26 protein-coding genes are annotated in these 25,553 nt (G+C 70.0%); 3 read left to right on the top strand and 23 right to left on the bottom strand.

Going from position 1 to position 25,553, the window contains the following annotated elements; genetic code table 11:
- Positions 1-36: 36 nt before the first annotated feature.
- The 4 genes from ACG04R_RS05160 to ACG04R_RS05175 all read right to left on the bottom strand — a co-directional run bounded on the left by ACG04R_RS05160 (position 37) and on the right by ACG04R_RS05175 (position 4,981).
- Positions 37-861: a citrate synthase family protein gene (locus ACG04R_RS05160; RefSeq protein WP_394406930.1), complete on the bottom strand. Its 825-nt coding sequence runs from the start codon at positions 859-861 to the stop codon at positions 37-39.
- A complete protein-coding gene (locus tag ACG04R_RS05165) occupies positions 858-1,634 on the bottom strand; it encodes a citrate synthase family protein (protein ID WP_394406931.1) in 777 nt (258 codons plus the stop codon). The genes ACG04R_RS05160 and ACG04R_RS05165 overlap by 4 nt, the downstream gene beginning before the upstream one ends.
- The gene (locus ACG04R_RS05170) at positions 1,631-3,460 is read right to left on the bottom strand and encodes a thiamine pyrophosphate-binding protein (protein WP_394406933.1); all 1,830 of its coding nucleotides are present in this window, start codon (positions 3,458-3,460) and stop codon (positions 1,631-1,633) included. The genes ACG04R_RS05165 and ACG04R_RS05170 overlap by 4 nt, the downstream gene beginning before the upstream one ends.
- A gap of 282 nt (positions 3,461-3,742) precedes the next feature.
- A complete protein-coding gene (locus ACG04R_RS05175; protein ID WP_394406935.1) occupies positions 3,743-4,981 on the bottom strand; it encodes a M20/M25/M40 family metallo-hydrolase in 1,239 nt (412 codons plus the stop codon).
- A 34-nt stretch (positions 4,982-5,015) separates the two neighbouring features.
- Between ACG04R_RS05175 and ACG04R_RS05180 the strand changes: the two genes are divergently transcribed.
- Together ACG04R_RS05180 and ACG04R_RS05185 are read left to right on the top strand one after the other, a co-directional pair.
- Positions 5,016-5,504: a helix-turn-helix domain-containing protein gene (locus ACG04R_RS05180; RefSeq protein WP_394406936.1), complete on the top strand. Its 489-nt coding sequence runs from the start codon at positions 5,016-5,018 to the stop codon at positions 5,502-5,504.
- Positions 5,501-5,908 carry a VOC family protein gene (locus ACG04R_RS05185; RefSeq protein ID WP_394406938.1) on the top strand — a complete coding sequence of 136 codons (408 nt, stop codon included), beginning with the start codon at positions 5,501-5,503 and terminating at the stop codon, positions 5,906-5,908. Before ACG04R_RS05180 ends, ACG04R_RS05185 begins: the two co-directional genes overlap by 4 nt.
- A 6-nt stretch (positions 5,909-5,914) precedes the next feature.
- Here ACG04R_RS05185 and ACG04R_RS05190 read toward each other — a convergent pair whose 3' ends face one another.
- Together ACG04R_RS05190 and sigJ are read right to left on the bottom strand one after the other, a co-directional pair.
- On the bottom strand, positions 5,915-6,394 hold the full coding sequence (locus tag ACG04R_RS05190; protein WP_394406940.1) for a carboxymuconolactone decarboxylase family protein: 480 nt from the start codon (positions 6,392-6,394) through the stop codon (positions 5,915-5,917).
- A complete protein-coding gene (sigJ, locus tag ACG04R_RS05195; RefSeq protein WP_394406942.1) occupies positions 6,391-7,389 on the bottom strand; it encodes an RNA polymerase sigma factor SigJ in 999 nt (332 codons plus the stop codon). Before sigJ ends, ACG04R_RS05190 begins: the two co-directional genes overlap by 4 nt.
- Before the next feature lie 90 nt (positions 7,390-7,479).
- Here sigJ and ACG04R_RS05200 point away from each other — a divergent pair, with 90 nt between their 5' ends.
- Positions 7,480-7,875: a YciI family protein gene (locus tag ACG04R_RS05200; RefSeq protein WP_394406944.1), complete on the top strand. Its 396-nt coding sequence runs from the start codon at positions 7,480-7,482 to the stop codon at positions 7,873-7,875.
- Between the two features lie 6 nt (positions 7,876-7,881).
- On the opposite strand, the gene ACG04R_RS05205 is transcribed toward ACG04R_RS05200, so the two are convergent.
- From ACG04R_RS05205 to ACG04R_RS05285, 17 genes are all read right to left on the bottom strand, one after another.
- Positions 7,882-8,403: a hypothetical protein gene (locus tag ACG04R_RS05205; RefSeq protein WP_394406946.1), complete on the bottom strand. Its 522-nt coding sequence runs from the start codon at positions 8,401-8,403 to the stop codon at positions 7,882-7,884.
- Positions 8,404-8,459: 56 nt separating this feature from the next.
- Positions 8,460-10,031 (bottom strand): hypothetical protein, encoded by a 1,572-nt coding sequence (locus ACG04R_RS05210; protein WP_394406948.1) that lies wholly within the window; start codon positions 10,029-10,031, stop codon positions 8,460-8,462.
- On the bottom strand, positions 10,028-10,894 hold the full coding sequence (locus ACG04R_RS05215; RefSeq protein ID WP_394406950.1) for an ABC transporter ATP-binding protein: 867 nt from the start codon (positions 10,892-10,894) through the stop codon (positions 10,028-10,030). Before ACG04R_RS05215 ends, ACG04R_RS05210 begins: the two co-directional genes overlap by 4 nt.
- A 259-nt stretch (positions 10,895-11,153) precedes the next feature.
- Positions 11,154-11,864: a phosphodiester glycosidase family protein gene (locus ACG04R_RS05220; RefSeq protein WP_394406952.1), complete on the bottom strand. Its 711-nt coding sequence runs from the start codon at positions 11,862-11,864 to the stop codon at positions 11,154-11,156.
- Positions 11,861-12,079, bottom strand: a complete 219-nt coding sequence (locus tag ACG04R_RS05225; RefSeq protein WP_394406954.1) for a DUF3820 family protein — start codon at positions 12,077-12,079, stop codon at positions 11,861-11,863. Before ACG04R_RS05225 ends, ACG04R_RS05220 begins: the two co-directional genes overlap by 4 nt.
- 19 nt (positions 12,080-12,098) lie before the next feature.
- Complete coding sequence (locus ACG04R_RS05230) at positions 12,099-13,385, bottom strand: MFS transporter (RefSeq protein ID WP_394406956.1); 1,287 nt, start codon at positions 13,383-13,385, stop codon at positions 12,099-12,101.
- Positions 13,382-14,044 carry a response regulator gene (locus tag ACG04R_RS05235; RefSeq protein WP_394407261.1) on the bottom strand — a complete coding sequence of 221 codons (663 nt, stop codon included), beginning with the start codon at positions 14,042-14,044 and terminating at the stop codon, positions 13,382-13,384. Before ACG04R_RS05235 ends, ACG04R_RS05230 begins: the two co-directional genes overlap by 4 nt.
- A gap of 17 nt (positions 14,045-14,061) precedes the next feature.
- Positions 14,062-16,755 (bottom strand): DUF4118 domain-containing protein, encoded by a 2,694-nt coding sequence (locus ACG04R_RS05240; protein WP_394406958.1) that lies wholly within the window; start codon positions 16,753-16,755, stop codon positions 14,062-14,064.
- A 171-nt stretch (positions 16,756-16,926) separates the two neighbouring features.
- Complete coding sequence (locus ACG04R_RS05245; RefSeq protein WP_394406960.1) at positions 16,927-17,898, bottom strand: magnesium and cobalt transport protein CorA; 972 nt, start codon at positions 17,896-17,898, stop codon at positions 16,927-16,929.
- Between the two features lie 4 nt (positions 17,899-17,902).
- Positions 17,903-18,037, bottom strand: a complete 135-nt coding sequence (locus tag ACG04R_RS05250; protein WP_394406962.1) for a hypothetical protein — start codon at positions 18,035-18,037, stop codon at positions 17,903-17,905.
- Positions 18,038-18,043: 6 nt separating this feature from the next.
- Positions 18,044-18,661 carry a potassium-transporting ATPase subunit KdpC gene (kdpC, locus tag ACG04R_RS05255; protein WP_394406963.1) on the bottom strand — a complete coding sequence of 206 codons (618 nt, stop codon included), beginning with the start codon at positions 18,659-18,661 and terminating at the stop codon, positions 18,044-18,046.
- A gap of 14 nt (positions 18,662-18,675) precedes the next feature.
- Positions 18,676-19,416 carry a TorF family putative porin gene (locus ACG04R_RS05260; protein ID WP_394406965.1) on the bottom strand — a complete coding sequence of 247 codons (741 nt, stop codon included), beginning with the start codon at positions 19,414-19,416 and terminating at the stop codon, positions 18,676-18,678.
- 20 nt (positions 19,417-19,436) lie between these two features.
- Positions 19,437-21,572, bottom strand: coding sequence for a potassium-transporting ATPase subunit KdpB (gene kdpB, locus ACG04R_RS05265; protein WP_394406967.1), 2,136 nt, complete (start codon positions 21,570-21,572; stop codon positions 19,437-19,439).
- Positions 21,569-23,365 carry a potassium-transporting ATPase subunit KdpA gene (gene kdpA, locus ACG04R_RS05270; RefSeq protein WP_394406969.1) on the bottom strand — a complete coding sequence of 599 codons (1,797 nt, stop codon included), beginning with the start codon at positions 23,363-23,365 and terminating at the stop codon, positions 21,569-21,571. The genes kdpB and kdpA overlap by 4 nt, the downstream gene beginning before the upstream one ends.
- Positions 23,362-23,454 carry a K(+)-transporting ATPase subunit F gene (gene kdpF / locus ACG04R_RS05275; protein WP_394406971.1) on the bottom strand — a complete coding sequence of 31 codons (93 nt, stop codon included), beginning with the start codon at positions 23,452-23,454 and terminating at the stop codon, positions 23,362-23,364. Before kdpF ends, kdpA begins: the two co-directional genes overlap by 4 nt.
- Positions 23,455-23,631: 177 nt before the next feature.
- Positions 23,632-24,336: a riboflavin synthase subunit alpha gene (locus ACG04R_RS05280; RefSeq protein ID WP_394406973.1), complete on the bottom strand. Its 705-nt coding sequence runs from the start codon at positions 24,334-24,336 to the stop codon at positions 23,632-23,634.
- A gap of 49 nt (positions 24,337-24,385) precedes the next feature.
- Positions 24,386-25,534, bottom strand: a complete 1,149-nt coding sequence (locus ACG04R_RS05285) for an ammonium transporter (RefSeq protein ID WP_394407262.1) — start codon at positions 25,532-25,534, stop codon at positions 24,386-24,388.
- Positions 25,535-25,553: the final 19 nt, after the last annotated feature.

Raw genomic sequence — 25,553 nt, forward strand, 5'->3', positions numbered from 1 at the left:
ATACGGCACCTGCTGAAGGGGGTTTCGGGGCCGCGATTATGAGTGGCGGGCAGTCCGTGTTTCTGACCAATTGCGCCGGGGATGACCCTCATAAATCACATTCGAGCAAGGCGTTGGCATCAGCGCGCCCTCGGGTTTTTCCGAGGCTTCGACGAAACAGGGCGGCATGCCGGCCATGGTCTTGAAGACGTTGTAAAGCTGGTACTGCCGCGCCGTGAGACCGAGATCCGCGGCGAGTGCCGCGGTGGCGCCGGCGTAGTTGAGCTTGAGGAATGGCTTGCGGCGCAACAGCGCCTGCTCGACGTCCAGCGCGAGGCGGAAGTGCCGGCCATCGGCCAGGCCTTCGCGCGCGGCCAGGGCCAGCAGCGGCGGCAGACGCTCGTCGGTGGAACTCATCGGCCGGCCGTAGCCGAGGATGCGGCGTCGCTCGGCCAGCTCCGCCGCGACGATGGCTTCCACGTCGTCGCCCGCGCGCTGCCTTTCACCGGCGCGAAGGAAGAAGTCGATGGAGAAGAAGGCCGGGCCGCCACCGAACACGCGAGCGTCGCTCGCCGCGATGCCGGCCGCCAGGCCCAGCGACGGCAGGCTGCGCGCGCTGGCCGTCAGCGCAGCGACGCGGTTGTTCCACAGCCGCGTGTCCGGGTAGGCCGTCAGGGCCCACATGCCGTCCAGCAGGCGCAGTTCGTTCGCGGCGAAGCGCCTGCCGGTGATGCCCAGCAGGAACAGATCCATCCAGCCGATGCCGGCCAGGTCACGGTGCAGGTCCTGGCCGCGGAAGACGGCGTGTGAGCCGGGCCAGCAGGCGCCGACGCAGGTGCGGAACACCCCCGCGTGTTCGGAGAGCAATTCGGGTCCGTTCATGCCGCCACGCCTTCCAGCTCGACCTGCGGAAACGGGAACTGCTTGAAGCCCAGTTCGCGTTGCTCCAGCGCGTGCGCCGCGGCGCCGGGCAGGCGCAGCAGCAGGAACAGCATCTCGCCCTGCTCGGGGCTGAAGCCGAGGTCGGCCAGCGCCGCGGCCGCGACGCCGCTCATCGCCAGCGGCAGGCCGGCTGCGGCCTCCAGCTCGGCGCGATGGCGGGCCAGCCAGCGCAGACGCTCCGCCTGCGCCAGGCCGGCCATGGCCTGCAGCGCCTGCAGCACGATGCCGGCCGTACCGCGGCCGTGCGGGTCGAACCCGGGCGCGCGGCCGCTGTCCGGCCAGAGATCCAGCCGCGCCGGCGCGCTGGCAGCCAGCCGCTGCTGCCACGCGGGCAGATCGAAGCCGCATTCGGCCCAGCCCGTCATCGCATCGAAGACATCGCGCGCGCCATCGTGCCGCCCGGCCCCGACCGACAGCGCCGCGATCAGCGCCGCCGCCGCGGGTGCGCCGCCCACGGCGGCAGCCATGGCCGCGTGCACCGCACCGTCGCGCGGGCCGGCATTGGCCAGTGCCACGGCAAGCATCTCAAGCAGCTCGGCCTGCTCGGGCCAGGGCGCCTCGCCGCGCAGCAGCAGGAAGAGCATGTCCACCCAGCCTGCACGACCCAGCATCTCACCGTAGACGTCGTAACCATGGCAGCGTGCGGCGCGCGCCGCGAAGGGGTTGGCGGGCTCAGGGTCTTCCTGCCAGATCCGCGTATGCAGCGCGCTCATCGGGCCGTGCCCAGCGTCTTCATGCGCAGGTTCATCGGCGGCACTTCTTCACCGTCGATGCGCACATCCAGCAGCGTGGGGCCCGGGCGCGACAGCAGCGCGTCGAAGTCGAGCGCATCCAGGTCGTGGGACGAGTGCACGACATGCCCCGGAATGCCCATGGCCATGGCCATCGCGGCGAAGTCGACCTTGGGCAGCTGGAAGCCGATGGGCTCCGCGCCGGCCAGCCGCTGGCCGTGCTTGACCATGCCCAGCGCACCGTCGTTCAGCACCACGTAAAGCACCGGCAGCCCCAGCTCGGCAGCGACCGTGATCTCCTGGCCGTTCATCAGGTAGCTGCCGTCGCCCGTCAGGCAGACCACAGGGCAGCGCCGGTTGGCGAGCGCGATGCCCACGGCCGAGCCGATGGCCCAGCCCATGGGCGCGAAGTCCATCGTCACGCGCAGCCAGCTGGACGGGCGCGTGCGCCGCTCCTTGCCGGCCGGCAGGTAGGCGCCGCCAGGCATGCGGCTGCTGCGCTGGTCCCGCGGCGCGAGGTAGTGCACGGCCCAGGCGGCGCTGTTGCCGGCGTCGGCGACGAAGCGCGTCTGCGGCGCGCAGCGCTCGCCCAGCGCCGCGAGCAGGCGCTGAGGCTTGACCGGCTCGCCGTCGCCACGCAGCGCCTGCGGGCTGTCGACCATCGCCTCGAAGGCCTGGCGCGCCATCTGCGGGTGCGTGAAGGGCAGCAGCTGCGCTTCCTGCCCTTGCTGAGAAGGCGCGAGCAGCGCGATCAACTGCTCGCAGACTGACTTGATGTGCCCGCGCACATGCAGCCGCGCCATCGGCGAGCGCATCAGGTTCTCGTCGCTGTCATCGACGTGGACGAGGCGGCTGTTCAGCAGTGCCGTGGACCAGCCGCCGCTGTTGAACTCGCCGAAGCCCGTGCCCAGCGCGATGACGAGGTCGGGCTCCGCCCGCAGCAGCTCGGCCGCACTGGCGTGGCCGCCGAAGCCGAACACGCCGCGAAAGCGTGGATGGCGCGGGTTGATGAAGCCCTTGCCGTCGGGCGTGGCGATGAAGTGGCCTTCTGTGCGCTGCACCAGCTGCATCAGGTCATTGGCCGCCTCGCCGCAGCCGTCGCCGATCAGCCAGACCGGCTGGCGCGCCGAGAACAGCAGCCGCGCCAGCTGGCGCACGGCCGGCAGGTCCACCAGGGCGGGCGCGCGGCGCAGCAGGCCGGCGAAGTCGGGCATCTCCAGGCCGGCGGGCAGCGGCTCGCGCATGATGTCCACGGGGATGGACAGGTGGCTGGGCCCGCTGGGCGCGCGCTGCGCCTGCATGATGGCGTTGAACAGCTTGGTGGGCAGCTGCTCGGCGTGCGAGACCAGCGAGTTGTAGCGGGTGCACGGGCGGAACATCGCCATCGTGTTGATGCCCGTGCAGCTGGACTCCTGCAGCGCGCCCTTGCCAAAGTTCTTGATCGGCGGCTGGCCGGTGATGACCAGGACGGGCACGTTGTTGTCGTACGAGCAGGCGACACCCGTGATGAGGTTGGTGGCGCCGGGGCCCGAGGTGGCGATGCACACGCCCAGCTTGCCGGTCTCGCGGGCATAGCCGTCGGCCATGTAGGCGGCACCCTGCTCGTTGCGGGCGACCACGGCCTGCGGGCCGCCACGCCGGCCGCTGCGGGCCAGCGCGTTGTACAGCGGCTCGATGGCGCCACCGGGCACGCCGAAGACGTATTCCACGCCCAGCGCTTCGAGCGCCTCGACGATCAGGTCGGCAGAGTCGCGTGCGGGTTCCGCGACGAAGTCATGAATCGGAGCGAAAGCAGTGTTGGTTTCCACGTTGCAGGCAGGCAAGGCACGCCGCGACGGAAGCGACGACAGCCGCCCGCACGACATCGATGATTGGATGGTCCAGCACGGTGGACCCCTGTCGGGCTGCAGACTTTTCCAGTCCGTCAGCCCTTCCCTGCTTCAGCTGGGGGCGTGCGCCCCTGCGGCATCTGTGTGCCCGCGCATGAGTGCCGTTAGCAACCGCGCGATGGACGCAACTGTATCGAGTTGAAACGCGATTACATCCCCGCGAATGCGGGAAAACACGAAGCTCTCGTGAAGGACTTGGGGTCAGGGCTTGACCTTGGCCCCCGCCAGCTGCGCCACGGCGGCCAAGGTCGTCTGCGCGGCGTTGAGGCCGAGCAGGAAGTCCTTGTCCGAGTAGGTCGAGTACAGGTCGGTCGGCTGGTGCCAGTGCGGGTTCCAGCCGGCGCCGATCTGCATGCCGCGCTCGTTCTCGCGCACGGAGATGGCCGGCGCCCAGTCCATGAACGGCGTGGAGTCGGTGTTGGTCATGCGGTTGCCGACCGCGGCCGGGTAGTCGGTCGCGTACATCTCGTTGGCGGCGCGCAGCGCCCAGGCAAGCTTCGCGGCGCCGTCGGCCTGCTTGGCGTTGACCTGGAATTCGATGTTCACGTCGGCCTCGGCGCGCTGCTCTTTCGGCGCCGTGTAGACCGGCTGGCCGCGCGCGTCAAGCACGGGCTTGCCGGCGGCGTCGAGTTTCGGGATGGGCATGCCGTGGTCAAACAGCAGCATGTCGTGCTGGATGACGCCCAGCCACTTCGGCTCCGGGTAGCGGCCCGAGCCGGCGGGCGACTCGATGCCCTGCAGGTCCTTGCGCTGTGCCACGTAGGCGTAGGCGCCGTTCAGGCCGGTCTCCTCGTTGTTCCAGAAGATGAAGCGGATGGAGCGCTCCGTCGTCACGCCCTGCGCGTTGAAGACGCGCGCCAGTTCCATGACCAGCGCCGTGCCCGAGCCGTCGTCGTTGGCAGCCTCGCCGAAGCCGATGCCATCCATGTGCGCCGAGACGATGTACATCTCGTCGGGCCTGGTCGTGCCGACCTTGGTGCAGTAGACGCTCTCGCGTGGCGACGTGCCCAGCGGCGTCTGCTCCGCGTTCAGCGCGCGCAGCTTCTCGTCGGGCTGGGCCAGCGGGTCGGTGTTGACGCCGATGGGCGCACGCTTGCCGAACAGCGTGCCACCGCCCTGCGCCGCCGGGCCGCCGGCGCGCAGCGGCTGCAGTTGTACCGGGCCGCGTTTCACGGGTTCGGTGAAGTCGTAGCGCAGCCGCTCGGTGTTCGTGCAGCCGTAGCTTTTCAGCTGCGCTTCGATCCAGTCCAGCGCCGCGCGGTTGCGCGCCGTGCCCTGGCGGCGATCGCCGAACTGCGTCAGGCCCTTGACGGTGGCCTTGTAGCGATCCAGCTCGAGCTGGTTGACGAGGGTGGCGACAGGATCGGCCGGCGCCTGGGCGTGGGTTGTCGCGGCAGCCCCGAGGGTGACGAGGAGCGCGAGCGTGGTGGGCAGCTTCATGGTGCTCACAGCATAGCGGCCGACAATCCACGCCATGTTCCCGCCGCCCCAGGCCCCCGACCTGCTGCGCCGCCTGCTGCGCGCCAAGGACCGCATGGATGCGGCCTCGCACGAAGACTGGCCGGTCGAGCGGCTGGCCGCCGTCAGCCATGTGTCCGAAGCGCATTTCGCGCGCTCATTCAAGCAGGCCTTCGGCGTGCCGCCGCACCGCTACCTGCTGACGCGCCGCATCGAGCGCGCCGTGGCACTGCTGCGCGAGACCGACCTGCCTGTCACCGATATCGCCTTCCTGACCGGCTGGGCCAGCCTGGGCACGTTCGGCCGCATCTTTCGCGACATCACCGGCGCCAGCCCCAGCGCCATTCGCGAGCAGGCCCGCGACCTGGCGCCCGAGCTGGGCCGCATGCCGGCCTGCGTGCTGAGCGCGTCGCAGCGGCCGCATCTCAAGATGGCAGTTTCGGAGAAGCGCCGCCGCGAGGCCGACGATACAAACGAGCCTCCAAACCAGGAGCAACCCAAATGATCCAAGGCATCCAGGTCGTCGGCCTCTACGTGCGTGACCAATCCGAAGCGCTCGACTTCTACGTCGGCAAGCTGGGCTTTCGTGTCCACACCGATGTCGGCAACGGCCCTTACCGCTGGCTGACCGTGCAGCACCCCGACCAGCCCGGCTTCCAGCTGGGCCTGTTCCAGCCCGGCCCGCCGGTGCACGACGAGGCCACCGCGCAGACGCTGAACGCAATGGTCGCCAAGGGCGCGATGCCGCCACTGGTGCTGCAGGTGTCCGACTGCCGCGCCGTCTATGCGCAGCTGCGCGAGCGCGGCGTCGAGTTCACGCAGGAGCCGACCGAGCGCTATGGCAACGTCGACGCCGGCTTCCGCGATCCGTCGGGCAATGGCTGGAAGATGATCCAGGCCGGTCGCTGAGCGCGCTCAGTTCAGCCCGGCCTTGTCCAGCCCGTACATCTTGTCCTTGGACCCCGGCATGTTGCGGAAGGCGACGTTCAGGCGGTTCCAGCCGTTGATGGCGGCGACGCGCCAGGTCAGGTCGGACAGCTCGGCCTCCGCGAACTGCTCGCGCACCTCGGCGTAGGCGGCGTCGGAGATGCCCTCGGGCGCGATGCGCGTCAGTGCCTCGGTCCAGGCCAGCGCGGCGCGTTCCTTCGGCGTGAACAGCGGCGACTCGCGCCAGATCGCCACGTGATGCAGGCGCAGCTCGCGCTCGCCGTGGATCTTGGCCTGCTTGACGTGCATGTCCAGGCAGAACGCGCAGCCGTTCAGCTGCGAAGCGCGGATGTCGACGAGGATGGCCAGCGTCTCGTCCATCTTGAACGCCATGCTGAAGTCGAGGTACTTCTTGAACAGTTCGGCGCTGAGGCGAGAGTAGTCGAGGCGGGGTTCGTGCGTGCTCATGTCGGTGTGTCCTTGGCGTGTTGCGGGCCGGCAGATGTGCTGGCCTCATCTTCAAGACGGAGCAGCCCGGCGGTTTGTGACGCGATGGCGCTCAGCTTGTCCGGATTGCGCTGGATGTAGACCGCGCCGACCTGCCCCTGCGCCGCGCCAGGCGCCAGCGCGATGGTCTGCACGAGACGGCCACCGGCCGCGTCGTCGACGATGAGCAGGCCCGGCAGGCCGTTGACTGTCGCCGGCAGCAAGCGCCACGCGGCGCTGGTGGGCATCTGCGCGAAGCCGATGAAGGTGCGCGCGATGACGGCGCCACCGTGCAGCGGCTTCGGCACGGCGCTGACCTTGCCGCCGCCGTCGGCCATCAGCACGGCGTCTTCGGCCAGCAGCAGCGCGAGGCCCGCCACGTCGCGGCTGCGCACGGCGTCCATGAAGGCCGTCACCAGGCGCTCGGCCTCTTCCTTCGCCACCTCGCGACGCGCGTAGTCGGCCTTGATGTTCTTGCGCGCACGGCTGATGAGCTGTCTGCAGGCGGCCTCGCTGCGGTCGAGGTGGCGGGCGATCTCGTCGTAATCGAGATCAAACACGTCGTGCAGCAGGAAGGCCGCGCGCTCCAGCGGCGACAGCCGTTCCAGCGCCAGCATGAAGGCGATCGACACGTCCTGCGCGAACTCGGCCTGCTTCTCGGGGCCGGGCGCCCAGCCGAACAAGGCCTCGTCCTCCAGCATCGGCTCCGGCAGCCACACGCCCACGTACTGCTCGCGCTGATGGGCGGCGGAGCGCAGCTTGTCCAGGCACAGGTTGGTGACCAGCCGCGACAGGAAGGCGCCGGCGTGATCGACGGTCGCTTCGTCCACCTCGGCCCAGCGCAGCCAGGCCTCCTGCACGATGTCCTCGGCCTCGGCGCGCGAGCCGAGCATGCGGTAGGCGAGTGCGCGCAGGCGGCGGGCGTGGTCACTGTCGAAGCGGCGCGCGCGGGCGGCAGGGGATGGGTCGTCGGTCATGGCAGGCCTTTCGATGGGCATCCTCCCATGACGAAACGGCCGCGGGATTTGTGACATCACGCGCAGCCGTGAGCCCCGTAGCATCCGGCCATGGACCAGCCCAAGCACGACTACCTCGTCATCTCCCGCGGCCAGTGGGACGAGCACGCCAGCCACGAAGACGTCCAGCGCGCCATCGACCAGTTCTACGTCTGGTACGAAAGCCACCTCGCCAGCGGCCGCATGAAGCCGGGCAGCCGGCTGGCCTCGGCGGGCAAGGTCATCACCCATCAGCTGATCACCGACGGGCCATTCGCCGAAACCAAGGAGATCGTTGGCGGCTACTGGTTCATCGTCGCGGCCAGCCTGGACGAAGCCGCCGCGCTGGCCGCGCAGAACCCCTGCCTGGCCGTCGGCCTGACGCTGGAGCTGCGCCCGCTCGACGCCGAACGGCCACGGTCGACGGACATCACCAACGAGACGCCGCTGCAGTGGCGCCAGGGCTGAACGGACTCAAGGGCAGTTCAGGAAGCTGCCCTGCAGCGTGCATGCACCCCGCGGGCCGACCAGCGTCTGCCCGACGCGCGTCAGCGTGGAGCCGTCGCTGGCCGTGCAGGTGGCGCCGGAGCAGTTCGTCACTGTGACCGGCGGCTGCCAGCGCAGCAGCGGCTCCGAGCCCACCTGCGGGGTGGCGAGCCGCGCCGGCGGCGCAGCAGGTGCAACACGCGGCGTCGAAGGAACAATCAAGGTGTGCTGTGACGGCGGCGGCGATGACGTCATGCCGCCGAGGCAGGCGTCCGCGACGCGCTGGCGCAGCGGCCGCAGTTTGGCCGTCACGAGATGCTGGCGCTGCACGTCGGGCGCAGAGGTCAGCGACGGCGTGGACTTCGCGTCCGCGAGCGCGTCTTCCGCCTGTTCCAGCGCCTGCAGCGCCATGCGGCAGGCGGGAGACTTCGGTAGCTCAGCCGCGTGCACGGCCTGGCAGATCAGCGGGCCGATCAGCGCGGCACAGAGACAGGCGGGTTTTGCACTCATGATGATTCCATCTTGCGCCATGCCGGCTGCCTTGTCTGCAGGCCCTGGCGCTCGCCTCACGTCCGACGCGGGATCACCAGCGCCGCCGCGGCCAGCAAGCCTGCCACCGCAAAGCCCGCCACGCTGGCCGGCCGCGCGGCGCCGCTCAGGCCCAGCAGGTCCAGCGCGGCCAGGCCGGTGTTCTGCAGGCTCAGGTACAGGCCGAACAGGAACAGAGCCAGGAAAGTGCGCGAGCCCCGTGTCAACTGCCCCAGCAGCGCCGCCAATGCACTCAGACACAGCAGGCCGGCCACGCAGGCAGCAGCCCGCCACGATGCCCCGGCCGACGACCAGCGCAACAGCGCCGGCAGGCTGACCAGCAGCCCCAGGCCGAAGGCCGCCAGCGCATGCCGCCAGCCGCGCTCGGCCGCCCCGCCGGGCACGGCACTGGCCAGCGCCAGCGTGCCGCTTTGCAGATCGCGGGAACTGACGTCGGCCACGGCGATGCCCCAGGCCCCCAGCGCCGCCGCCATCACGCCCGGCAAGGCTTGCACCGGCACGAACGTGGCAGCCACGGCGCAGCCCAGCATCGACAGTGCCAGGAGCGGCTGGCTCAGCAGCACCAGGCCCACGTCTGCCAGGCAGCGGCCGGGCAGACCGGGCAGATGCGCGCCCGCGCGCAGCAGCAGTCCCAGCGCGGCGGTGAAGGGTCGCATCAACGGGCCCAGCAGCCATTGCAGCGCCCGCGCCAGACGCCCGCGATCGGCGACGTGGCGAACTTTCACGCGATCCGGCGCGTAGCGGTGGAAGGCCAGCACGGCGGGAATGAGCGGCAGCAGCGCCAGCATCATCGATCCCAGGCGCAGCGCCACCAGCTCGCGGGTCCACAGCCCGCCAGGCATCGTCAGCACCGGCAGCGTGGCATCGAACGGGCTGCCGCCGACGCTGACCTGCCGTACGTCCAGCAGCTGGCCCAAGCCCACCAGCAGCGGCGACGCGCCATTGATGTCGAACACCTGCCAGCCGCTGAGCCGGGCGGCGCCCTCGCCCAGAAAAGCCGGCATGAAGCCGAACTGGAGCATCCACAGGACCCAGTACAACGCGTCGCCACGCTTGCCCATCAGCGGCGCCCAGGCGTCGGCCAGCACGGCCAGGCTGGCACACAGCATCAGCCCCGGAGCGAGGCCCAGCACCAGCATTTGCAGATAGGGCAGCGGCTGCAGCGGCCCCTCGCCACGCACGAGTTGCAGCACCCAGATCGTCAGCATGACGACGGTGCCCAGCGAGAACAGGAAACCGAACGCGCCCAGCCAGCGCGCGCCTAGCAGCTGCGCGTTGGCCACGGGCGTGGACGCCAGCACGCCAGCGGTGCCGCAGCGCAGGTCTTCCTGGCTGCGACCGCGCGCCAGGTAGAAGCCCGCCAGGCCGAACAGCATCGAGGCAAGCAGCATCGTGCCGAAGGACAGGGCCTGGCTGTCGTAAGCCAGGCGCTGCTTGTTGACGACCATCATCGCCGCGCCGGTCCTGGGGTCCAGCACCATCAGCCAGCTCACTGCGACGACGGCCAGCAGGATGACGAGGCTGCTGATGCGGCGGCTGCGCAGCCGCCATTCGTTGAGCACCAGGGCCTGGTAGATGGACGCGTTCATGCCGCCACCCGCGCATCGGCATAGCGTTGCGCCATCAACGCTTCCTCGAGGCTGGCCTGCACGGGCTGCGCCTCGGCGAAAGGACGCGTCGCGTGGGCCATGCGCACCTGCACGCGCCCGCCCTGCGGCTGCGCCTGCAGCACGTGGACGTGGCCGCTCAGCGCCTCGTAGTCAGCCGGCGCCAGCAGTGCCGTCCAGACCTTGCCTGCCGCACTGGCCAGCACGGCTTCGGGCGTCGTGTAGCTGACGAGGCGGCCCTGGCGCAGGATGGCCAGTTGCGAGGCCATGTTCTCGATGTCCGACACGATGTGCGTGGACACGATGACCAGCCGCTGCCGCCCCAGGTCGCCCAGCAAGTGACGGAAACGCAGCCGCTCCTCGGGGTCCAGACCTGCGGTGGGCTCGTCGACGATGAGCACGTCGGGGTCGTTCAACAGTGCCTGCGCGATGCCCAGCCGCTGGCGCATGCCGCCCGAAAAGCCGGCGGCCGGGCGGTGGGCCTGCTCGTGCAGGTTCACGAGTTCCAGCAACTGCTGCAGGCGCTGCCGGTCGCGCACGCCCTTCAGCGCGGCGAAGTACTGCAGGAACTCCAGCGCCGTCAGGTGCGGGTAGACGCCGAAGTCCTGCGGCAGATAGCCCAGGCGCCGGCGCATCAGCTCTGGCTTGGCGACGATGTCCTGCCCCTCCAGCAGCAGCCGCCCGCTCGTTGGCTTGCTGAGCGTGGCGAGCATCTGCATCAGCGTGCTCTTGCCCGCGCCGTTGTGGCCGATGAGACCCACGACGCCGGGCGTGAGTTCCAGCGACACGCCGTCCACGGCGTTGAGTTTTCCGAAGGTCTTGACGACGTTTTGAATCTGCAGCACGGCCGCCTCCTGTCTTGCGATGGCTCGCAGGTTAGGCAGCGGGCGCTGAGCCTCAAACACGCTTCCGACGGACCGCAGGGGGCGCGGCTCAGGCGGTCGAAAGCAAGGCTTGGGCGACGCTGAGCAAGTCCCCGCGATGCGGCGCGCCCGGCTTGGGATGGACTGCAAGGCGCAAACCGCAGTCATAGCTTGGCTATGGCGAGGATTTGCAACGCCGCGGGCCGCCCAAAGCGGGATGCGCCGCGCGCGAGGGACTTGTTCAGCGTTGCCCTGACTCGGTCACGCCGAACAGCGGCCCCAGCTCGTGCAGGTGGTCGTTCCGACCCAGCCGGGGCGACCAGAGGCTGGACACGGCACCGTCGAGGTAGAGCGCATCCTGGCAGTGCAGCTCGTCGAGAAAGAAGCTAGCGAACTCGTGGAAAGTGACAGGCCGCTCGCTGATGACGAACACCACCTGCCCACCCTGCGCGCAGACGCCGTTGCGGATGTAGCGTGACGCCGAGGACGGGCGGAAGGCCGGGTGGATCTGGCCGTGCTTCAGCAGCAGCGGGCCGGACTGCGTGGCCAGCCGCACGCCGTCGTGCGCGGCCGCCGCGTAGTCCGCTGCATCGGCGACATGCGCTCCGGTCGCGTCGATGAAGAACACGCCGTTGGGCTTCAGGAAGAAGTTGCCCTGGCCGTCAGCCAGGTTCAGCGGCGACAGCTCACGGCCGTCGATGACGAGCAGGCCCACGGGGGCCGCGTCGGCGTGGTACATGCCGGCATTCATGCCGAAGGTCAGCGTCTTGCCCTGGGCCTTCTGCCAGGCGGCGAGCCGGTCCAGGCGACGCAGCGGCTGGCCCTTGTCGTCCTGCCAGAAGAGCTCCAGCCTGGCGACGTCGACGCGCACGACGGTGAACAGGCCGTTGCCCTGCGCCTTGGCGGCAAAGCCCGCGAACGCGAGCGCCAACGCGAACAGCCGCCGCTTCATCGCCGCACACCCCGCAGCGGCTGCAGCAGGCCGCGCAGGTCGTTGTGGTCCAGCTCGTACATCAAGGCCAGCAACCGCCCGATCTGGCCCTTGGGAAAGCCTTCGCGTGCGAACCAGCCCAGGTAGTTGCCAGGCAGGTCGGCCAGCAGCGTGCCCTCGTGCTTGCCGAAGGGCATCTGGGTCGTGACGAGCTTGAGGAGGTCTTCCGGGTCCATCGCCGCAGTGTGCCGTGAACTACCTGAAGATGGCCGGGTACTGCAGCCGGTACCAGTCGACGATCTCGTCGTGGCCCAGCGTCAGGAACTCCCTGAGGCGCGGCACGGCGAGCAGGCCCAGCACGCACGCCGCCATCCCCAGCCCCCAGGCCGTGTAGACCCGTGCGATGTCGTGCCGCGCCAGCGCCAAACCAACCAGCGCCGGGCCGATGGCGCCGGCGATCTGCGTGGTCATCGCGCCCGCAGCGAACATCCGGACCCGGTAGGACTGCGGAATCGCCAGCGCACGGTGCGTCGCCCCCACCAGACCCATGGCCGCATTGCAGAAGCCCGCCGCCACCAGCCCGAGCACCATGGGCCACGGCGACACGGCGAGCCCGACGGCCGCCAGCGCCAGGCCCTCGGCCAGACCCAAGCCGACGCGGACGCGGTAGCGGCCGAAGCGCTCCACCAGCATCTGCGATCCGAAGACGCTGCCGAGCAGCGCACCCGTCGACAGCGCCCCCAGGCAGATGCCCAGCCAGCCGCCCTGTGCTCCCAGCGACTGCACCTTGAGAGGAATCAGCAGCCCGACGGCCGGGCCCTGGAAGATCCAGACCGCGAAGTTCACGACGGTCCAGCCACGCTCCATCGGCATGAGCCATTTGGCCGCCAGCCCGGCGCGCAGGTCGCGCCACCAGGCAGGCACGCTGTTTCGCCTGGCCGCAACGACCGTCGTGCGTGGGATGCGCGACGCCGTCAGCGCGCCGAGCGCCAGCAACCCACCGTAGACACAGAGGCTGCCGGTGACGCCCGCGGCGCCGATGGCCAGCCCCGCCAGCAGCGGCCCCAGGATGCCGCTGACCGCCTGCGTCGTCTTGCGCAGGCGGATCGCCGCCGGCAACTGCGCCAGCGGCATCAGCTCGGTCAGCACCGCGTCGCGCGCCGGGTCCACGAACGCGGAGGCCAGCACCTGCAAGACCGCCAGCACGACGAGCGCAGCCAGGCTGAACACGCCGGCGAACGACAGCCCCGCCTGCGCCGCTGCCACCAGGCACAGGCAGACCAGGCCCCAGGTGATCTGCCGAGGCTTGCAGAGCCGGTCGCCGAACGGCGAAGCGGCCGGCGCGGCGATGAAGGTCGCCACGGCCAGCGTGACACCGAAGGCCGCCAGCGCCGAGGCCCCGCCGCTGCTGGTGATCCACCACGGCAGGATGACCAGCGCGCTCAGCTCGGCGAGGCGGACGAGGAAGTCCGTCAGCAGCACCGCACGCAGCGCCGGGTGCCAACGAAGCAGGTCACGGACCTCCGCCGGAACGCCGATCACGCCTTCAGCCGGTAGCCCACGCCCGCTTCCGTCACCAGCCACTGCGGCCGGTTGGGGTCGGCCTCCAGCTTCTTGCGCAGATTGGCCATGTGCACGCGCACGTAGTGCACGTCCTCGGCATGGCCCGGCCCCCAGACAGCCTTGAGCAGATGCTGGTGCGTCAGCACGCGGCCGGGCTGCGTGGCCAGCTCCTGCAGCAACCGGTACTCGATGGGTGTGAGGTGCAGTTCCTCGTCACCGCGCCGCACGGTGCGCAGCGCGCGGTCCACGGCGATGTCGCCGAAGCGCAGCACGGGGTCGGCCTCGCCGGCGCCACCGCGGCGGCGCAGCTGCACGCGCACGCGGGCCAGCAGCTCGGCCACGCCAAAGGGCTTGACGAGGTAGTCATCGGCGCCGGCGTCCAGCGCCTGCACCTTGCGCTCCTCGCCCTCACGGGCCGACAGCACGAGCACCGGCGCCTGCGACCAGCCGCGGAACTCGCGGATGAAATCCAGCCCGTCGCCGTCCGGCAGGCCCAGGTCCAGCACGACCAGCTCGGGCCGACGCGTGGCCGCATCGATGAGGCCGCGCTGCAGCGTGGCGGCCTCGAACACCTCCAGGCCCTCGCTCTCCAGCGCCATGCGCACGAACCGGCGGATTTCCGGCTCATCCTCGATCATCAACACGCGTGCGGCGCTCACTCGGGCTTCTCCAGGGGCGGTTGGCCGAGCGGCAGCTCGATGCGGACACAGGCGCCGCCCGTCGCCACATTGTGGGCGCTGATGCGGCCGCCGTGCGCCTCGACGATGGCCTTGCAGATGGCCAGGCCCAGGCCCACGCCGGGCGTGGCGCTCTCGCGGTTGCCGCGCTCGAACTTGTCGAACAGTTGGGCCTCGCGGCCGGCGGGGAAGCCGGGGCCGCTGTCGATCACGTCGATCTCGATGAAGTGCCCCGCGGTGCGCGCACCGATGCGGACGGGGCCGTCGGTGTACTTGGCCGCGTTCTCCAGCAGGTTGACGAGCACGCGCTCGATGAGCACGGCGTCAAGCTCAACCAGTGGCAGCTCGGCAGGCAGCTCCACGGCCACCTCGCGACCGGCCAGCACCTCGTCCAGGTTCGCCAGCGCGCTGCCCACCACTTCCTGCAGCGGCAGCCACTGGCGGTTGAGCTGCACGGTGCCGGACTGCAGCCTCGCCATGTCCAGCAGGTTGGCGACCAGCGCGCTCATGCGCAGCGCCGAGCGGCGCATCGCGTCGGCGACGTCCGCCTGCTGGGGCTGCAGCGTCGTCAGCTTCAGCGCGTCGGCCAGCCCCACCAGCGCCGCCAGCGGTGTGCGCAGGTCGTGCGAGATGGCCGTCAGCAGCGAGTTGCGCAGCCGCTCGCTCTCGATCTGCAGCGTGCTCTGCTGCGCCACCTCGATGTAGTGGATGCGCTCCAGCGAGATGGCCAGCAGCGCGGCGCAGGTGTCCAGCAGCTCGCGCTCGTCAGGCAGCCAGCGCCGGCCCTGGCTGTCCACCGCCAGCACGCCACGCAGCCGCATGGGTGCGGTCAGCGGCAGCATCAGGCAGGGGCTGGCAGGCAGCGTGTCGGTGCCCTGCCCGGCCGGTTGGGCATGGTCGAAGGCCCATTGCGCGACGCCCAGGTCAGGCTCGGCGCTGCCCGCGCCCGGCACCGGCAGCAGGGCCAGCACCTCGCGGCCGGGTGTCGCCCCCAGCGGTGGCGCCAGCACGGCCGAGGCGACGCCGAACTCGGCGCGCAGGAAGCGCGTACCGATCTCCGCCACCTGCTCCGGCACCAGCGCGGCGCCGAGGTCACGCGACATCGCATACAGCCCGCGCACGCGGCGCTCACGCTCCTGCGCTGCCCGCGCCTGTGCCTTCAACCCGGCCGCCAGCTGTCCGATGACCAGGCCCACCAGCAGCAGCACGGCGAAGGTGACGAGGTACTGCGCATCGCCGACCGCGAACGACCAGCGCGGCTCAACGAAGAAGAAATCGAACGCCCCGACACCCAGCAGCGCCGCCAGCGCCGCCGGCGCCCGCCCGAAGCGCAGCGCGATGCCGACGACGTTGAGCAGGTAGAGCATCGCGATGTTGGTGACCGCGATGACCTCGAACAGCAGCGCGGCCAGGCCTGTGGTCAGCCCCACGCCGACAAGCGCCGCCGCATGGCCACGCAGCGCCTGCGGCGACAGCAGGCCGCGCGGCATGCGGGGCGGCGGCTCGGCGTCGCGGGCAGCCGTGGGCAAGGCCACCTGCAGCACGTCCAGCTCCTCGGCCAGCCGGTTCAGCGCCTCGGCCAGCGCGGGCCGCCCCGGCCAGCGCCAGGCCCGCTCGCGGCGGCCGACGACGAGCCGGGCCAGGTTGTGCTCCCGCGCATAGCCCACCAGCGCCGGCCCCACCTCGGGGGCCGACAGCACCGCCGTGCGCGCACCCAGGCTCTGCGCCAGCTCCAGCGTGCGCTGCACGCGCTGGCGATCGGCCTCGCCCAGCGCACGGGCGGTCTGCACATGCACGGCATGCCATTCCAGCCCCAGCTGCTGGGCCAGCCGGGCGGCGCTGCGCACCACCTTGTCGCTGGCGGCACCCGGGCCCACGCAGGCCAGCAGCGACTCGCGGTTGGGCCAGACGACGCCCTGGGCCAGCGGCGCGTGCTCGCGCCGGTAGGCCTGCATCTGGTCATCCACACGGTCGGCCGTGCGGCGCAACGCCAGCTCGCGCAAGGCCAGCAGGTTGCCCTTGCGGAAGAAGTTCCTGGCCGCGCGCTCGGCCTGTGCCGGCAGGTAGACCTTGCCTTCCTTGAGCCGCTGCAGCAGCTCGTCCGGAGGCAGGTCCACGACGACGACCTCGTCGGCCTCGTCGAAGACCTTGTCCGGCAGCGTCTCCCAGACGCGTATGCCGGTGATGCCGCCGACGACATCGTTCAGGCTCTCCAGGTGCTGCACGTTCAGCGTCGTCCAGACCTCGATGCCGGCCTCGCGCAACTCCTGGGCGTCCTGCCAGCGCTTGGCATGGCGCGAGCCCGGGGCATTGGTGTGCGCCAGCTCGTCCAGCAGCAGCACGCCGCTCGGCTGGCCGGAGCTCCACGCCAACGCGGCGTCGAGGTCGAACTCCTTCAGCGTCTGGGCGCGGTGGGCCACGTCCTTCAGCGGCAGCCGCGGCAGGTCGCGGGCGACGGCTTCGGTGTCGATGCGGCCGTGCGTCTCCACGACGCCGACGATCACCGCCCGCCCCTGAGCCTGGGCCGCGTGCGCGGCCGCCAGCATCGCAAAGGTCTTGCCGACACCGGCATTCGCGCCGAAGAAGATCTTCAGCCGGCCTCGCCGCGCAGCGGCTTCGTCACGCTGGACCTTGGCCAGCAGCGCATCGGGGTCGGGTCTGCAGTCGGTCATGACAGGCCGGAGAAACGGAAGCGTTTCGGGCCGAGCGCCGGGCCGCTCCCAAGCCGGCCCGCCGGGCGATGTGAGAGCGGCTCACTGCCGCAAGCATCGCCGTCCCCTTGGGGGACCGACCAGGCTAGCCGGCGTTCAGCCAGGCGAGATTGGGCGAGCGGTCGCCTCATCTCACAGCCATCCGAGTCGCCTGAAGCGCCAGTACAGGGCCCCGCTGACGACAGCGATCGCACCCAGCGCCATCGGGTAGCCGAAGGCCCATTTCAGCTCGGGCATCTTCTCGAAGTTCATGCCCCAGATGCCGGCCAGCGCGGTGGACGCCGCGAAAATGGCCGCCCAGGCAGCCAGCCGCTTGGTGACGAGGGATTCGTCGATGGTGACCAGCGTCAGGTTGACCTGCGTCGCCGCGATGATGGTTTCGCGCGCCGCGTCGATGCTGGCCTGGATGCGCAGCAGGTGGTCGTAGACGTCGCGGAAGTAGTCCTGCATCGCCATGCAGACGCCGGGCACCCGGCCGCCGTGCAGCTTGGACGTCACTTCCAGCAGCGGCGTCACGGCATGGCGCAGCGTGGCAAGGCGCTGCTTGAGGCCGAAGAGCTGCTGCACGATGGCCTGGCGGTCCTGGCCGGCCTGGAACATCGACGCCTCCAGCCGTTCCAGTTCGGCCTCGACCTCATCGATGAGCGGGAAGTAGCGGTCCACGACCGCATCCATCAACGCGTAGAACACGAACCCCGGCCCCAGGCGCAGCAGGTGAGGTTCGCGCTCGGCCCGGCCACGCACGCCGAGGAAGCCCTGGTCGCTGCGGTGGCGCACCGACACGACGAAGCGCGGGCCGACGAAGACATGCACCTCGCCGACGCGCAGTTCGCCGTCGGCGCCGGCCTCCAGCAGATGCATGGCGGCGAACAGCAGGTCGCCGTACTCCTCCACCTTGGGCCGCTGGTGGCCCTTGCGGGCGTCCTCCACGGCCAGCGGCGGCAGGTTCAGCTCGCGCTGCAGCCGGGTGAGCTCGTCGTCGCTCGGGTCGCGCAGCGCGATCCAGGCGAAGCCCGCGCGGGACGCGAGCGCCTCGGCCACGCCATCCAGGCCCGGCTCGGCCACGACACGGCCATCGTCGTACAGGGCGCTGTTGATCAGCATGCGATCAGGGTCGAGGTCTTGAACATCGGGGCATCCTCGCACGAGCGCGGCGCCGGGCCTGGGACGCCATCAGCACCCAGGCCACCGCCAGCGGCAACGCGACGGCACCGAGGGCCAGCAGCGCGTGCAGATCGTCCATGCCCGCTCAATGAGACGCGTCCAGCGCCAGGTTGAGCGCCAGCACGTTCACGCGCGCTTCGCCGATGAAGCCCAGCCAGCGGCCTTCGGTGTGCTGCTCGACCAGCGCCTTCACACGCTCGACCGGCAGGCCGCGAGCGCGCGCCACACGGGTCACCTGGTAGTCGGCCGCGGCGCGGCTGATGTGCGGGTCCAGTCCGCTGGCGGACGTGGTCACGAGGTCCACGGGCACCGGTGCCGTGTTGCCCGGGTCGGCGGCACGCAGCGCCTCGATGCGGCCCTTGACGGCATCGGACAGCGCCGGCGCGGTCGGCGCCAGGTTGGAGCCCGACGAGTTGGCGGCGTTGTAGGGCATGGGGCCGGTGGCTGACGGGCGGCTCCAGAAGTGGCCGGGGTCGGCGAAGGTCTGGCCGATCAGCATCGAGCCAACCGGCTTGCCGTCCTTCAGCACCAGGCTGCCGTTGGCCTCGTGGGGGAAAAGCGTCTGGGCCAGACCGGTCACGACCAGCGGGTAGGCCAGGCCGGTGACGAGGGACAGCACGACGAAGATCGTCAGCGCGGGCCGCCACAACGGCACCTCGGGTGCGGCCGCCGACGGGGCGGGAGTGGAGAGTGTGGTGCTCATCGCGAGGCTCCTGTTCAGAAGGTCTTCTTCAGGCCGACCACCAGCGTGGTCTTGCCAAGGAATTGGCCGTTGGCCGGGCTGGCGTAGAAGGTCTTGTCGGCGTCCGAGCCGATCACCGAAGCGCTGAGCAAAAGACCTGAGAAGTCCTTGGCCAGCGTCAGCGAGTAGTCGGTGTACGAACCGGCCGGGACGTGCCTGATCGTCTGATGGCCGACGTGCGGCGACAGCGTGAAGCCCTCGCCGAGGTCGAAGTTGGCCGTCACGTCCAGGTAGCCGCTGTTCTTGCTGTCGACGTTGCCGAACAGGTTGGTGACAGCATGCGAGTACTTGGCCGTCACCGGGCCGTAGCTCAACGCGCCGTAGAGCTCGAAGGTGTTGGCATCGGCGAAGCCCGGCACGCCCTTGAGCTTGTTGCTCGGGTAGAGGTAGTAGAGGCCGCCGACATCCAGCGTCAGCCCCGGGGCGACCTCGGCCTTGTAGCCGCCATAGAGGTCGACCTCGACGCTGGCGTCGCCACCGGGGATGTCCTTGATCCAGTGGATCGTCGACGCCCACGTGCCGACGTACAGGCCGTTGGCGGCGGCGTAGTCGATGCCGCCCTGCAGGGCGGGCTTGAGGCGGCTTTGCGAGATGCCGCGGTAGCGGTAGTCGCTGACGGCGCCAAGGTTGAACGACAGCGGGTCGGCCGGTGCGGGCTCGTCAGCCAATGCAGGGAGTGCTGCCGCGAGGGCGAGCAGGGAAAGAAGCGTTTTCATGGGATATGAGAGTGAGAAGTTCAGGCCAGGCCGAGGGCGACCAGGATCAGGTCGATGGCCTTGATGCCGATGAAGGGCACGATGACGCCGCCCAGGCCGTAGACCAGCAGGTTGCGGCGCAGCAGCGCGGCGGCGCCGATGGCGCGGTAGCGCACGCCCTTGAGCGCCAGCGGGATCAGCACGACGATGATCAACGCGTTGAAGATGACGGCGCTCAGGATGGCCGAGTTGGGGCTGGCCAGCCGCATCACGTTGAGCGCGGCCAGCTGCGGGTAGGTCGACACGAAGGCCGCCGGCAGCACGGCGAAGTACTTGGCCAGGTCGTTGGCGATGGAGAAGGTCGTGAGAGACCCTCGCGTCATCAGCATCTGCTTGCCGGTCTCGACCACCTCGATCAGCTTGGTCGGGTTGCTGTCGAGGTCGACCATGTTGCCGGCCTCCTTGGCAGCCTGCGTGCCGGTGTTCATCGCGACGGCCACGTCGGCCTGGGCCAGCGCCGGGGCGTCGTTGGTGCCGTCGCCGGTCATCGCCACGAGCTTGCCCTGCGCCTGCTGCTCGCGGATCAGCGCGAGCTTGGCCTCGGGCGTGGCCTCGGCGAGGAAGTCGTCGACGCCGGCCTCGGCCGCGATGGCCGCGGCCGTCAGCCGGTTGTCACCGGTGACCATCACCGTCTTGATGCCCATGCGTCGCAGCTGCGCAAAGCGCTCCTTGATGCCGGGCTTGACGATGTCCTTCAGCTCGACGACGCCCAGCACCTGGGCGACCGCAGCCGGCGCCGGGCCGCCCCAAGCCGGCTGCGCACCCGCCTGGCGGGTGGCCGCCGCACCCGGCGGCCGGGTGTCACAGATCGCCACGACCAGCGGCGTGCTGCCGCGGCGGGCGGCCTCGTCCACCGCGGACTGCACGCTGGCCGGCCAGCGGCCGCCCAGTGCTTCGACGTGGGCACGCACCGCGCTGCCAGCGCCCTTGCGGATCTGGCGCGTACCCAGGTCCACGCCGCTCATGCGCGTCTGCGCGGTGAACGGAATGAACTCGCCGGGCTCGACCTCGGCTGCAGCCGGGCCGAACTTGCGGTCCGCCAGCACGACGATGCTGCGCCCCTCGGGCGTCTCGTCGGCCCGCGAGGCCAGGCGGGCGGCCTCGGCCAACTGGGCCTCGCTGGTGCCCTCGACGGGCCAGAAGGCGTCGGCCTGGCGGTTGCCGAGCGTGATGGTGCCGGTCTTGTCCAGCAGCAGCACGTCCACGTCGCCTGCGGCCTCCACAGCACGGCCCGAGGTGGCGATGACGTTGGCCTGCAGCATGCGGCTCATGCCCGCCACGCCCACGGCCGACAACAGGCCGGCGATGGTTGTGGGGATCAGGCAGACCAGCAGCGCCACCAGCACGACGAGTCCGACCGGCTGGCCGGCGCCCGCGACCGCCACGCTGAACTGCGAGAACGGCAGCAGCGTGGCGCACACGCCCAGGAACACCAGCGTCAGTGCGACGAGCAGGATGGTCAGCGCGATCTCGTTGGGCGTGCGCTTGCGCTGGGCGCCCTCCACCATCGCGATCATGCGGTCGACGAAGGTCTCGCCGGGGTTGACGGCCACACGGGCGACGACCCAGTCGGACAGCACACGGGTGCCGCCGGTCAGCGCCGAGAAGTCGCCGCCGCTCTCGCGGATGACGGGGGCCGACTCGCCCGTGATGGCGCTTTCGTCCACGGACGCCACGCCGTCGACGACCTCGGCATCGGCCGGCACGACATCGCCCGCCTCCACCAGCACGATCTCGCCCTTGCGCAGCGTGCTGGCCTCGCGCGGATGCCAGGTCAGCGATTCACGCGAGGTGCCGGGCTTCCAGCTGGCCATCACCTTGGCCCAGGTCTCCTTCTTCAGGCCGCGCAGCGACGCGGCCTGGGCCTTGCTGCGGCCTTCGGCCAGCGCCTCGGCGAAGTTGGCGAACAGCACGGTGAACCACAGCCACACGGTCACGGCAATGACGAAGCCGTTCGGCTGGGCAACGGACAGCGCGGTGGTCAGCAGGCTGCCCAGGTAGACGACGAACATCACCGGATTGCGCCACTGGGTGCGCGGGTCCAGCTTGCGGACGGAGTCGACCAGCGCGGCGCGGGTCAGCGCCGGGTCGAACAGGGAAAAACCAGCGCGATTCATGAAGCGCTCCAGAGCATGAAGTGCTCGACCACCGGCCCCAGGGCCAGCGCCGGCACATAGTTCAGAAGACCGACCAGCAGCACGACGCCGATCAGCATCGCGACGAACAGCGGACCATGAGTGGGCAGCGTGCCCTCGCCCGGAGCGAGGCGCTTCTTGCCAACGAGGGAGCCGGCCATGGCCAGCACCGGCACGATGACGCCGAAGCGGCCGACCCACATCACCAGGCCCAGCAGCAGGTTGTAGAACGGTGTGTTGGCCGACAGGCCCGCAAAGGCGCTGCCGTTGTTGTTGCCCGCCGAGGACATGGCATACAGCACCTCGCTGAAGCCATGCGCGCCGGGCGCCGCGACGCCGGCCTTGCCCGGCTCGACGACGACGGCGATCGCCGTGCCGATCAACACGGCCAGCGGCGTCAGCAGGATGGCCAGCGACACCATCTTCATCTCGTGCGCCTCGATCTTCTTGCCGAGGTATTCGGGCGTGCGGCCGATCATGAGCCCGGCGACGAAAACGGCCAGGATGGCAAACACCAGCATGCCGTACAGGCCCGCACCGACGCCACCGAAGACGACCTCGCCCAGCTGGATCATCACCATCGGCACGAGCCCGCCCAGCGGCGTGAAGCTGTCGTGCATCGCGTTGACGGCACCGCAGCTGGCGGCCGTCGTGATGACGGCGAACAGCGACGAGGCCTCGATGCCGAAGCGCACTTCCTTGCCTTCCATGTTGCCGCCGGACTGCGTGGCGCTCTGCACGGCGTCGACGCCCAGCCTGGCGAGCTTCGGGTTGCCGGCCTGCTCGGCCGCCGTGGCCACGACGACGGCGACGACGAACATCGCCGTCATCGCGCCCAGCAGCGCCCAGCCCTGCCGCATGTCGCCCACCTGGCGGCCCATGACGAAGCACAGCGCCGCCGGAATCAGGAAGATGGACAGCATCTGCAGCGCATTCGTCGCCGCGCTCGGATTCTCGAAGGGGTGGGCCGAGTTCGCGTTGAAGAAGCCGCCGCCGTTGGTGCCCAGCATCTTGATGGACAGCTGGGACGCGACCGGCCCGAGCGCGATGCTCTGCGACTGGCCGTGCTTGTCGTCCATGACGGGCTGGCCATCGGCGCCCTTGAGCGGCTGGCCGTCAGGGCCGAGCCGCGGTTCCTGCCAGCTCTGGGCCTCGATGGTCGTCACGTCCTGGTAGGGCTTGAGCGTCTGCACGACGCCCATGCCGGCCAGCACGATGGCGAACACGAGGGACAGCGGCAGCAGCACCCACAGCGTGGCGCGGGTCAGGTCGGCCCAGACGTTGCCGATGGCCTTGCCGGTATGGCGAGCGAAGCCACGAACCAGCGCGACCACGACGGCGATGCCGGTCGCGGCGGACAGGAAATTCTGCACCGTCAGCGCGAGCATCTGCGTCAGGTAGCTCATCGTCGTCTCGCCGCCGTAGCCCTGCCAGTTCGTGTTGGTCACGAAGCTGACGGCGGTGTTGAAGGCCGAGTCGGGCGAGACGGCGGCCATGCCTTGCGGGTTGAGCGGCAGCCATTGCTGAAGCCGCTGCAGCGCGTAGACGGCCAGCACGCCCAGCGCATTGAAGATCAACAGGCCCATCGCGTAGCGCAGCCAGCCTTGCTCGGCGTCGGCATTGACGCCGGCCAGCTTGAGCAGCCCGCGCTCGACACGCTTCAGCCCCGCGATGCGGCCTTCCATCGCGGCGTAGATCCATCGCGCCAGCGGCCAGGCCAGCGCGAACAGCACGACGAGGAAGGCCACCAGTTGCAACCAGCCGGAACTGTTCATGACAGGTCCTCCGGAAACAACAGCGCCCAGAAGAGATAGCCGACCAGCCCGACGACGAGGATGGTCGCAGCGAGTTCGAAGCCACTCATGACTTCCTCCCCGCCAGCTTGTGGCAGCCCCAGGCTGCCAGAGCGGTCACGAGCCCGAGGGCCGCGCAGAGACCGAGAAAAACGATGTCCATGACACCTCCATAACGATGGAGGTCATTCTGGAAATCACGCCGTCAAACCGCCGACAAGATCGCGGCGGGCGGCATCAAGAAAGCATCAAGATTTCGGCAGCGCCAGCTGAGTGAGGTCGATGCCGCGCTCCTGCGCGATGGCTTCCAGCATCGGCAGCAGCGCGCCCAGCTTTTCGTCCAGCGCATCGCGCACGGTGTCGACGACGACCTGCGTGCTGCGATCGATCTCGATGTGGATGGCGTCGCCGACGCCCTTGTCGGCGAAGGTCGTCATGCGCAGCGTCTCGGGGATCAGCCACACCTCGAACCAGCCCGAGCCGTCTCGCTCGCGCTTCGCCTCGGCGACCGTCAGGCTGCAACCGTTGACGCCGATGTAGCCCTTGGCGAACACGTAGCGCATCCACGGCGCCGGCACGGCGAAGCGGATGACGTGGTTGTTGTCGGGCTTGCGGATCTCGGCGATGCGCGCCGACACGTCCACGTGGCCGGACAGCGGATGGCCGCCGATCTCGGCGCCGTCCTTGGCGGCACGCTCGACGTTCAAGCCCGAGCCGACCTTCAGCCCGCCCAGCGTCGTCAGCTTCATCGTCTGGCCCATCACGTCGAACAGCGCGACGTCGGGCGACGGCCGCTCGGTGACGGTCAGGCAGACGCCGTCGCAGGAGACGCTGGCGCCGATGGCCAGCTCGTCATCGAAACCGGCCGGCAGCTTCAGCGCCAGCGTGTGCAGCCCCTCGCGGGCGTCAATCGATTCGACGTGGGCGACGCCCTGGACGATGCCTGTGAACATGATGAAAAAAGGCCCCGGGTGGGGCCGTTTTGGAGATCGGTAGGCCAGCTTACCAGCTGACCTCGCGGTCCGGCGTCGAGCCGATCTTGTGGATGGACAGGTCGGCGCCCTCGAACTCCTGCTCGGCGTCCAGCCGCAGGCCGACGACCTTCTTGATCAGGCCGTAGACGACGAAACCACCCGCCAGCGCCCAGGCGACACCGCCCAGCGTGCCGATCAGCTGCGCGCCGAACGACACGCCGCCGATGCCGCCCAGCCCCTTGAGACCGAAGATGCCGCAGGCGATGCCGCCCCAGGCGCCGCACAGGCCGTGCAACGGCCACACGCCCAGCACGTCGTCGATCTTCCAGCGGTTCTGCGTCAGGGTGAAGAACTGCACGAACAGCCAGCCGGCCACGCCGCCGGTGACCAGCGCGCCCAGCGGATGCATGACGTCCGAGCCGGCGCAGACGGCCACCAGGCCGGCCAGCGGGCCGTTGTAGGCGAAGCCGGGGTCGTTGCGGCCCAGCAGCGTCGCCACCAGCGTGCCGCCCACCATGGCCATCAGCGAGTTGACGGCGACCAGGCCCGACATCTTGTCCAGCGTCTGTGCGCTCATCACGTTGAAGCCGAACCAGCCCACGGTCAGCACCCAGGCGCCCAGCGCCAGGAAGGGAATGCTGGACGGCGGGTGCGCGCTCATCGCACCGTCCTTTCGGTAGCGGTTCAGGCGCGGGCCGAGCAGCAGCACGGCCGCGAGGCCGATCCAGCCGCCCACGGCGTGCACGACGACGCTGCCTGCGAAGTCATGGAACTCGGCGCCGGTGGTGGCCTTCAGCCAGCCCTGGATGCCGAAGGCCTGGTTCCAGGCGATGCCCTCGAAGAATGGGTAGACGAGGCCGACGATGACGGACGTGGCCATCAGCTGCGGGCCGAAGCGCGCCCGCTCGGCGATGCCGCCCGACACGATGGCAGGAATGGCCGCCGCGAAGGTCAGCAGGAAGAAGAACTTGACCAGCTCATAGCCGTTCTTCTGCGCCAGCGTCTCGGCGCCGGTGAAGAAGTGCGTGCCGTAGGCCACCAGGTAGCCGACGAGGAAGTAGGCCAACGTCGACACGGCGAAGTCGACGAGGATCTTCACCAGCGCATTGACCTGGTTCTTCTTGCGCACGGTGCCCAGCTCCAGGAAGGCAAACCCCGCGTGCATGGCGAGCACCATGATGGCGCCCAGAAGGATG

Source organism: Pelomonas candidula (assembly GCF_043555985.1).
GTDB lineage: Bacteria > Pseudomonadota > Gammaproteobacteria > Burkholderiales > Burkholderiaceae_C > Pelomonas > Pelomonas candidula.

What these genes read in the sequence shown, in the direction of transcription:
- ACG04R_RS05175 (WP_394406935.1), bottom strand. Translation starts at nt 4,981, where the DNA reads ATGAAGCTGCCCACCACGCTCGCGCTCCTCGTCACCCTCGGGGCTGCC.
- kdpB (WP_394406967.1), bottom strand. Translation starts at nt 21,572, where the DNA reads ATGAATCGCGCTGGTTTTTCCCTGTTCGACCCGGCGCTGACCCGCGCC.
- ACG04R_RS05260 (WP_394406965.1), bottom strand. Translation starts at nt 19,416, where the DNA reads ATGAAAACGCTTCTTTCCCTGCTCGCCCTCGCGGCAGCACTCCCTGCA.
- ACG04R_RS05250 (WP_394406962.1), bottom strand. Translation starts at nt 18,037, where the DNA reads ATGGACGATCTGCACGCGCTGCTGGCCCTCGGTGCCGTCGCGTTGCCG.
- ACG04R_RS05220 (WP_394406952.1), bottom strand. Translation starts at nt 11,864, where the DNA reads ATGAAGCGGCGGCTGTTCGCGTTGGCGCTCGCGTTCGCGGGCTTTGCC.
- kdpA (WP_394406969.1), bottom strand. Translation starts at nt 23,365, where the DNA reads ATGAACAGTTCCGGCTGGTTGCAACTGGTGGCCTTCCTCGTCGTGCTG.
- ACG04R_RS05165 (WP_394406931.1), bottom strand. Translation starts at nt 1,634, where the DNA reads ATGAGCGCGCTGCATACGCGGATCTGGCAGGAAGACCCTGAGCCCGCC.
- ACG04R_RS05245 (WP_394406960.1), bottom strand. Translation starts at nt 17,898, where the DNA reads ATGCTGATCAACAGCGCCCTGTACGACGATGGCCGTGTCGTGGCCGAG.
- ACG04R_RS05280 (WP_394406973.1), bottom strand. Translation starts at nt 24,336, where the DNA reads ATGTTCACAGGCATCGTCCAGGGCGTCGCCCACGTCGAATCGATTGAC.
- ACG04R_RS05240 (WP_394406958.1), bottom strand. Translation starts at nt 16,755, where the DNA reads ATGACCGACTGCAGACCCGACCCCGATGCGCTGCTGGCCAAGGTCCAG.
- ACG04R_RS05205 (WP_394406946.1), bottom strand. Translation starts at nt 8,403, where the DNA reads ATGAGTGCAAAACCCGCCTGTCTCTGTGCCGCGCTGATCGGCCCGCTG.
- ACG04R_RS05200 (WP_394406944.1), top strand. Translation starts at nt 7,480, where the DNA reads ATGGACCAGCCCAAGCACGACTACCTCGTCATCTCCCGCGGCCAGTGG.
- ACG04R_RS05190 (WP_394406940.1), bottom strand. Translation starts at nt 6,394, where the DNA reads ATGAGCACGCACGAACCCCGCCTCGACTACTCTCGCCTCAGCGCCGAA.
- ACG04R_RS05160 (WP_394406930.1), bottom strand. Translation starts at nt 861, where the DNA reads ATGAACGGACCCGAATTGCTCTCCGAACACGCGGGGGTGTTCCGCACC.
- sigJ (WP_394406942.1), bottom strand. Translation starts at nt 7,389, where the DNA reads ATGACCGACGACCCATCCCCTGCCGCCCGCGCGCGCCGCTTCGACAGT.
- ACG04R_RS05210 (WP_394406948.1), bottom strand. Translation starts at nt 10,031, where the DNA reads ATGAACGCGTCCATCTACCAGGCCCTGGTGCTCAACGAATGGCGGCTG.
- ACG04R_RS05180 (WP_394406936.1), top strand. Translation starts at nt 5,016, where the DNA reads ATGTTCCCGCCGCCCCAGGCCCCCGACCTGCTGCGCCGCCTGCTGCGC.
- kdpC (WP_394406963.1), bottom strand. Translation starts at nt 18,661, where the DNA reads ATGAGCACCACACTCTCCACTCCCGCCCCGTCGGCGGCCGCACCCGAG.
- ACG04R_RS05285 (WP_394407262.1), bottom strand. Translation starts at nt 25,534, where the DNA reads ATGGTGCTCGCCATGCACGCGGGGTTTGCCTTCCTGGAGCTGGGCACC.
- ACG04R_RS05235 (WP_394407261.1), bottom strand. Translation starts at nt 14,044, where the DNA reads ATGATCGAGGATGAGCCGGAAATCCGCCGGTTCGTGCGCATGGCGCTG.
- ACG04R_RS05225 (WP_394406954.1), bottom strand. Translation starts at nt 12,079, where the DNA reads ATGGACCCGGAAGACCTCCTCAAGCTCGTCACGACCCAGATGCCCTTC.
- ACG04R_RS05185 (WP_394406938.1), top strand. Translation starts at nt 5,501, where the DNA reads ATGATCCAAGGCATCCAGGTCGTCGGCCTCTACGTGCGTGACCAATCC.
- kdpF (WP_394406971.1), bottom strand. Translation starts at nt 23,454, where the DNA reads ATGAGTGGCTTCGAACTCGCTGCGACCATCCTCGTCGTCGGGCTGGTC.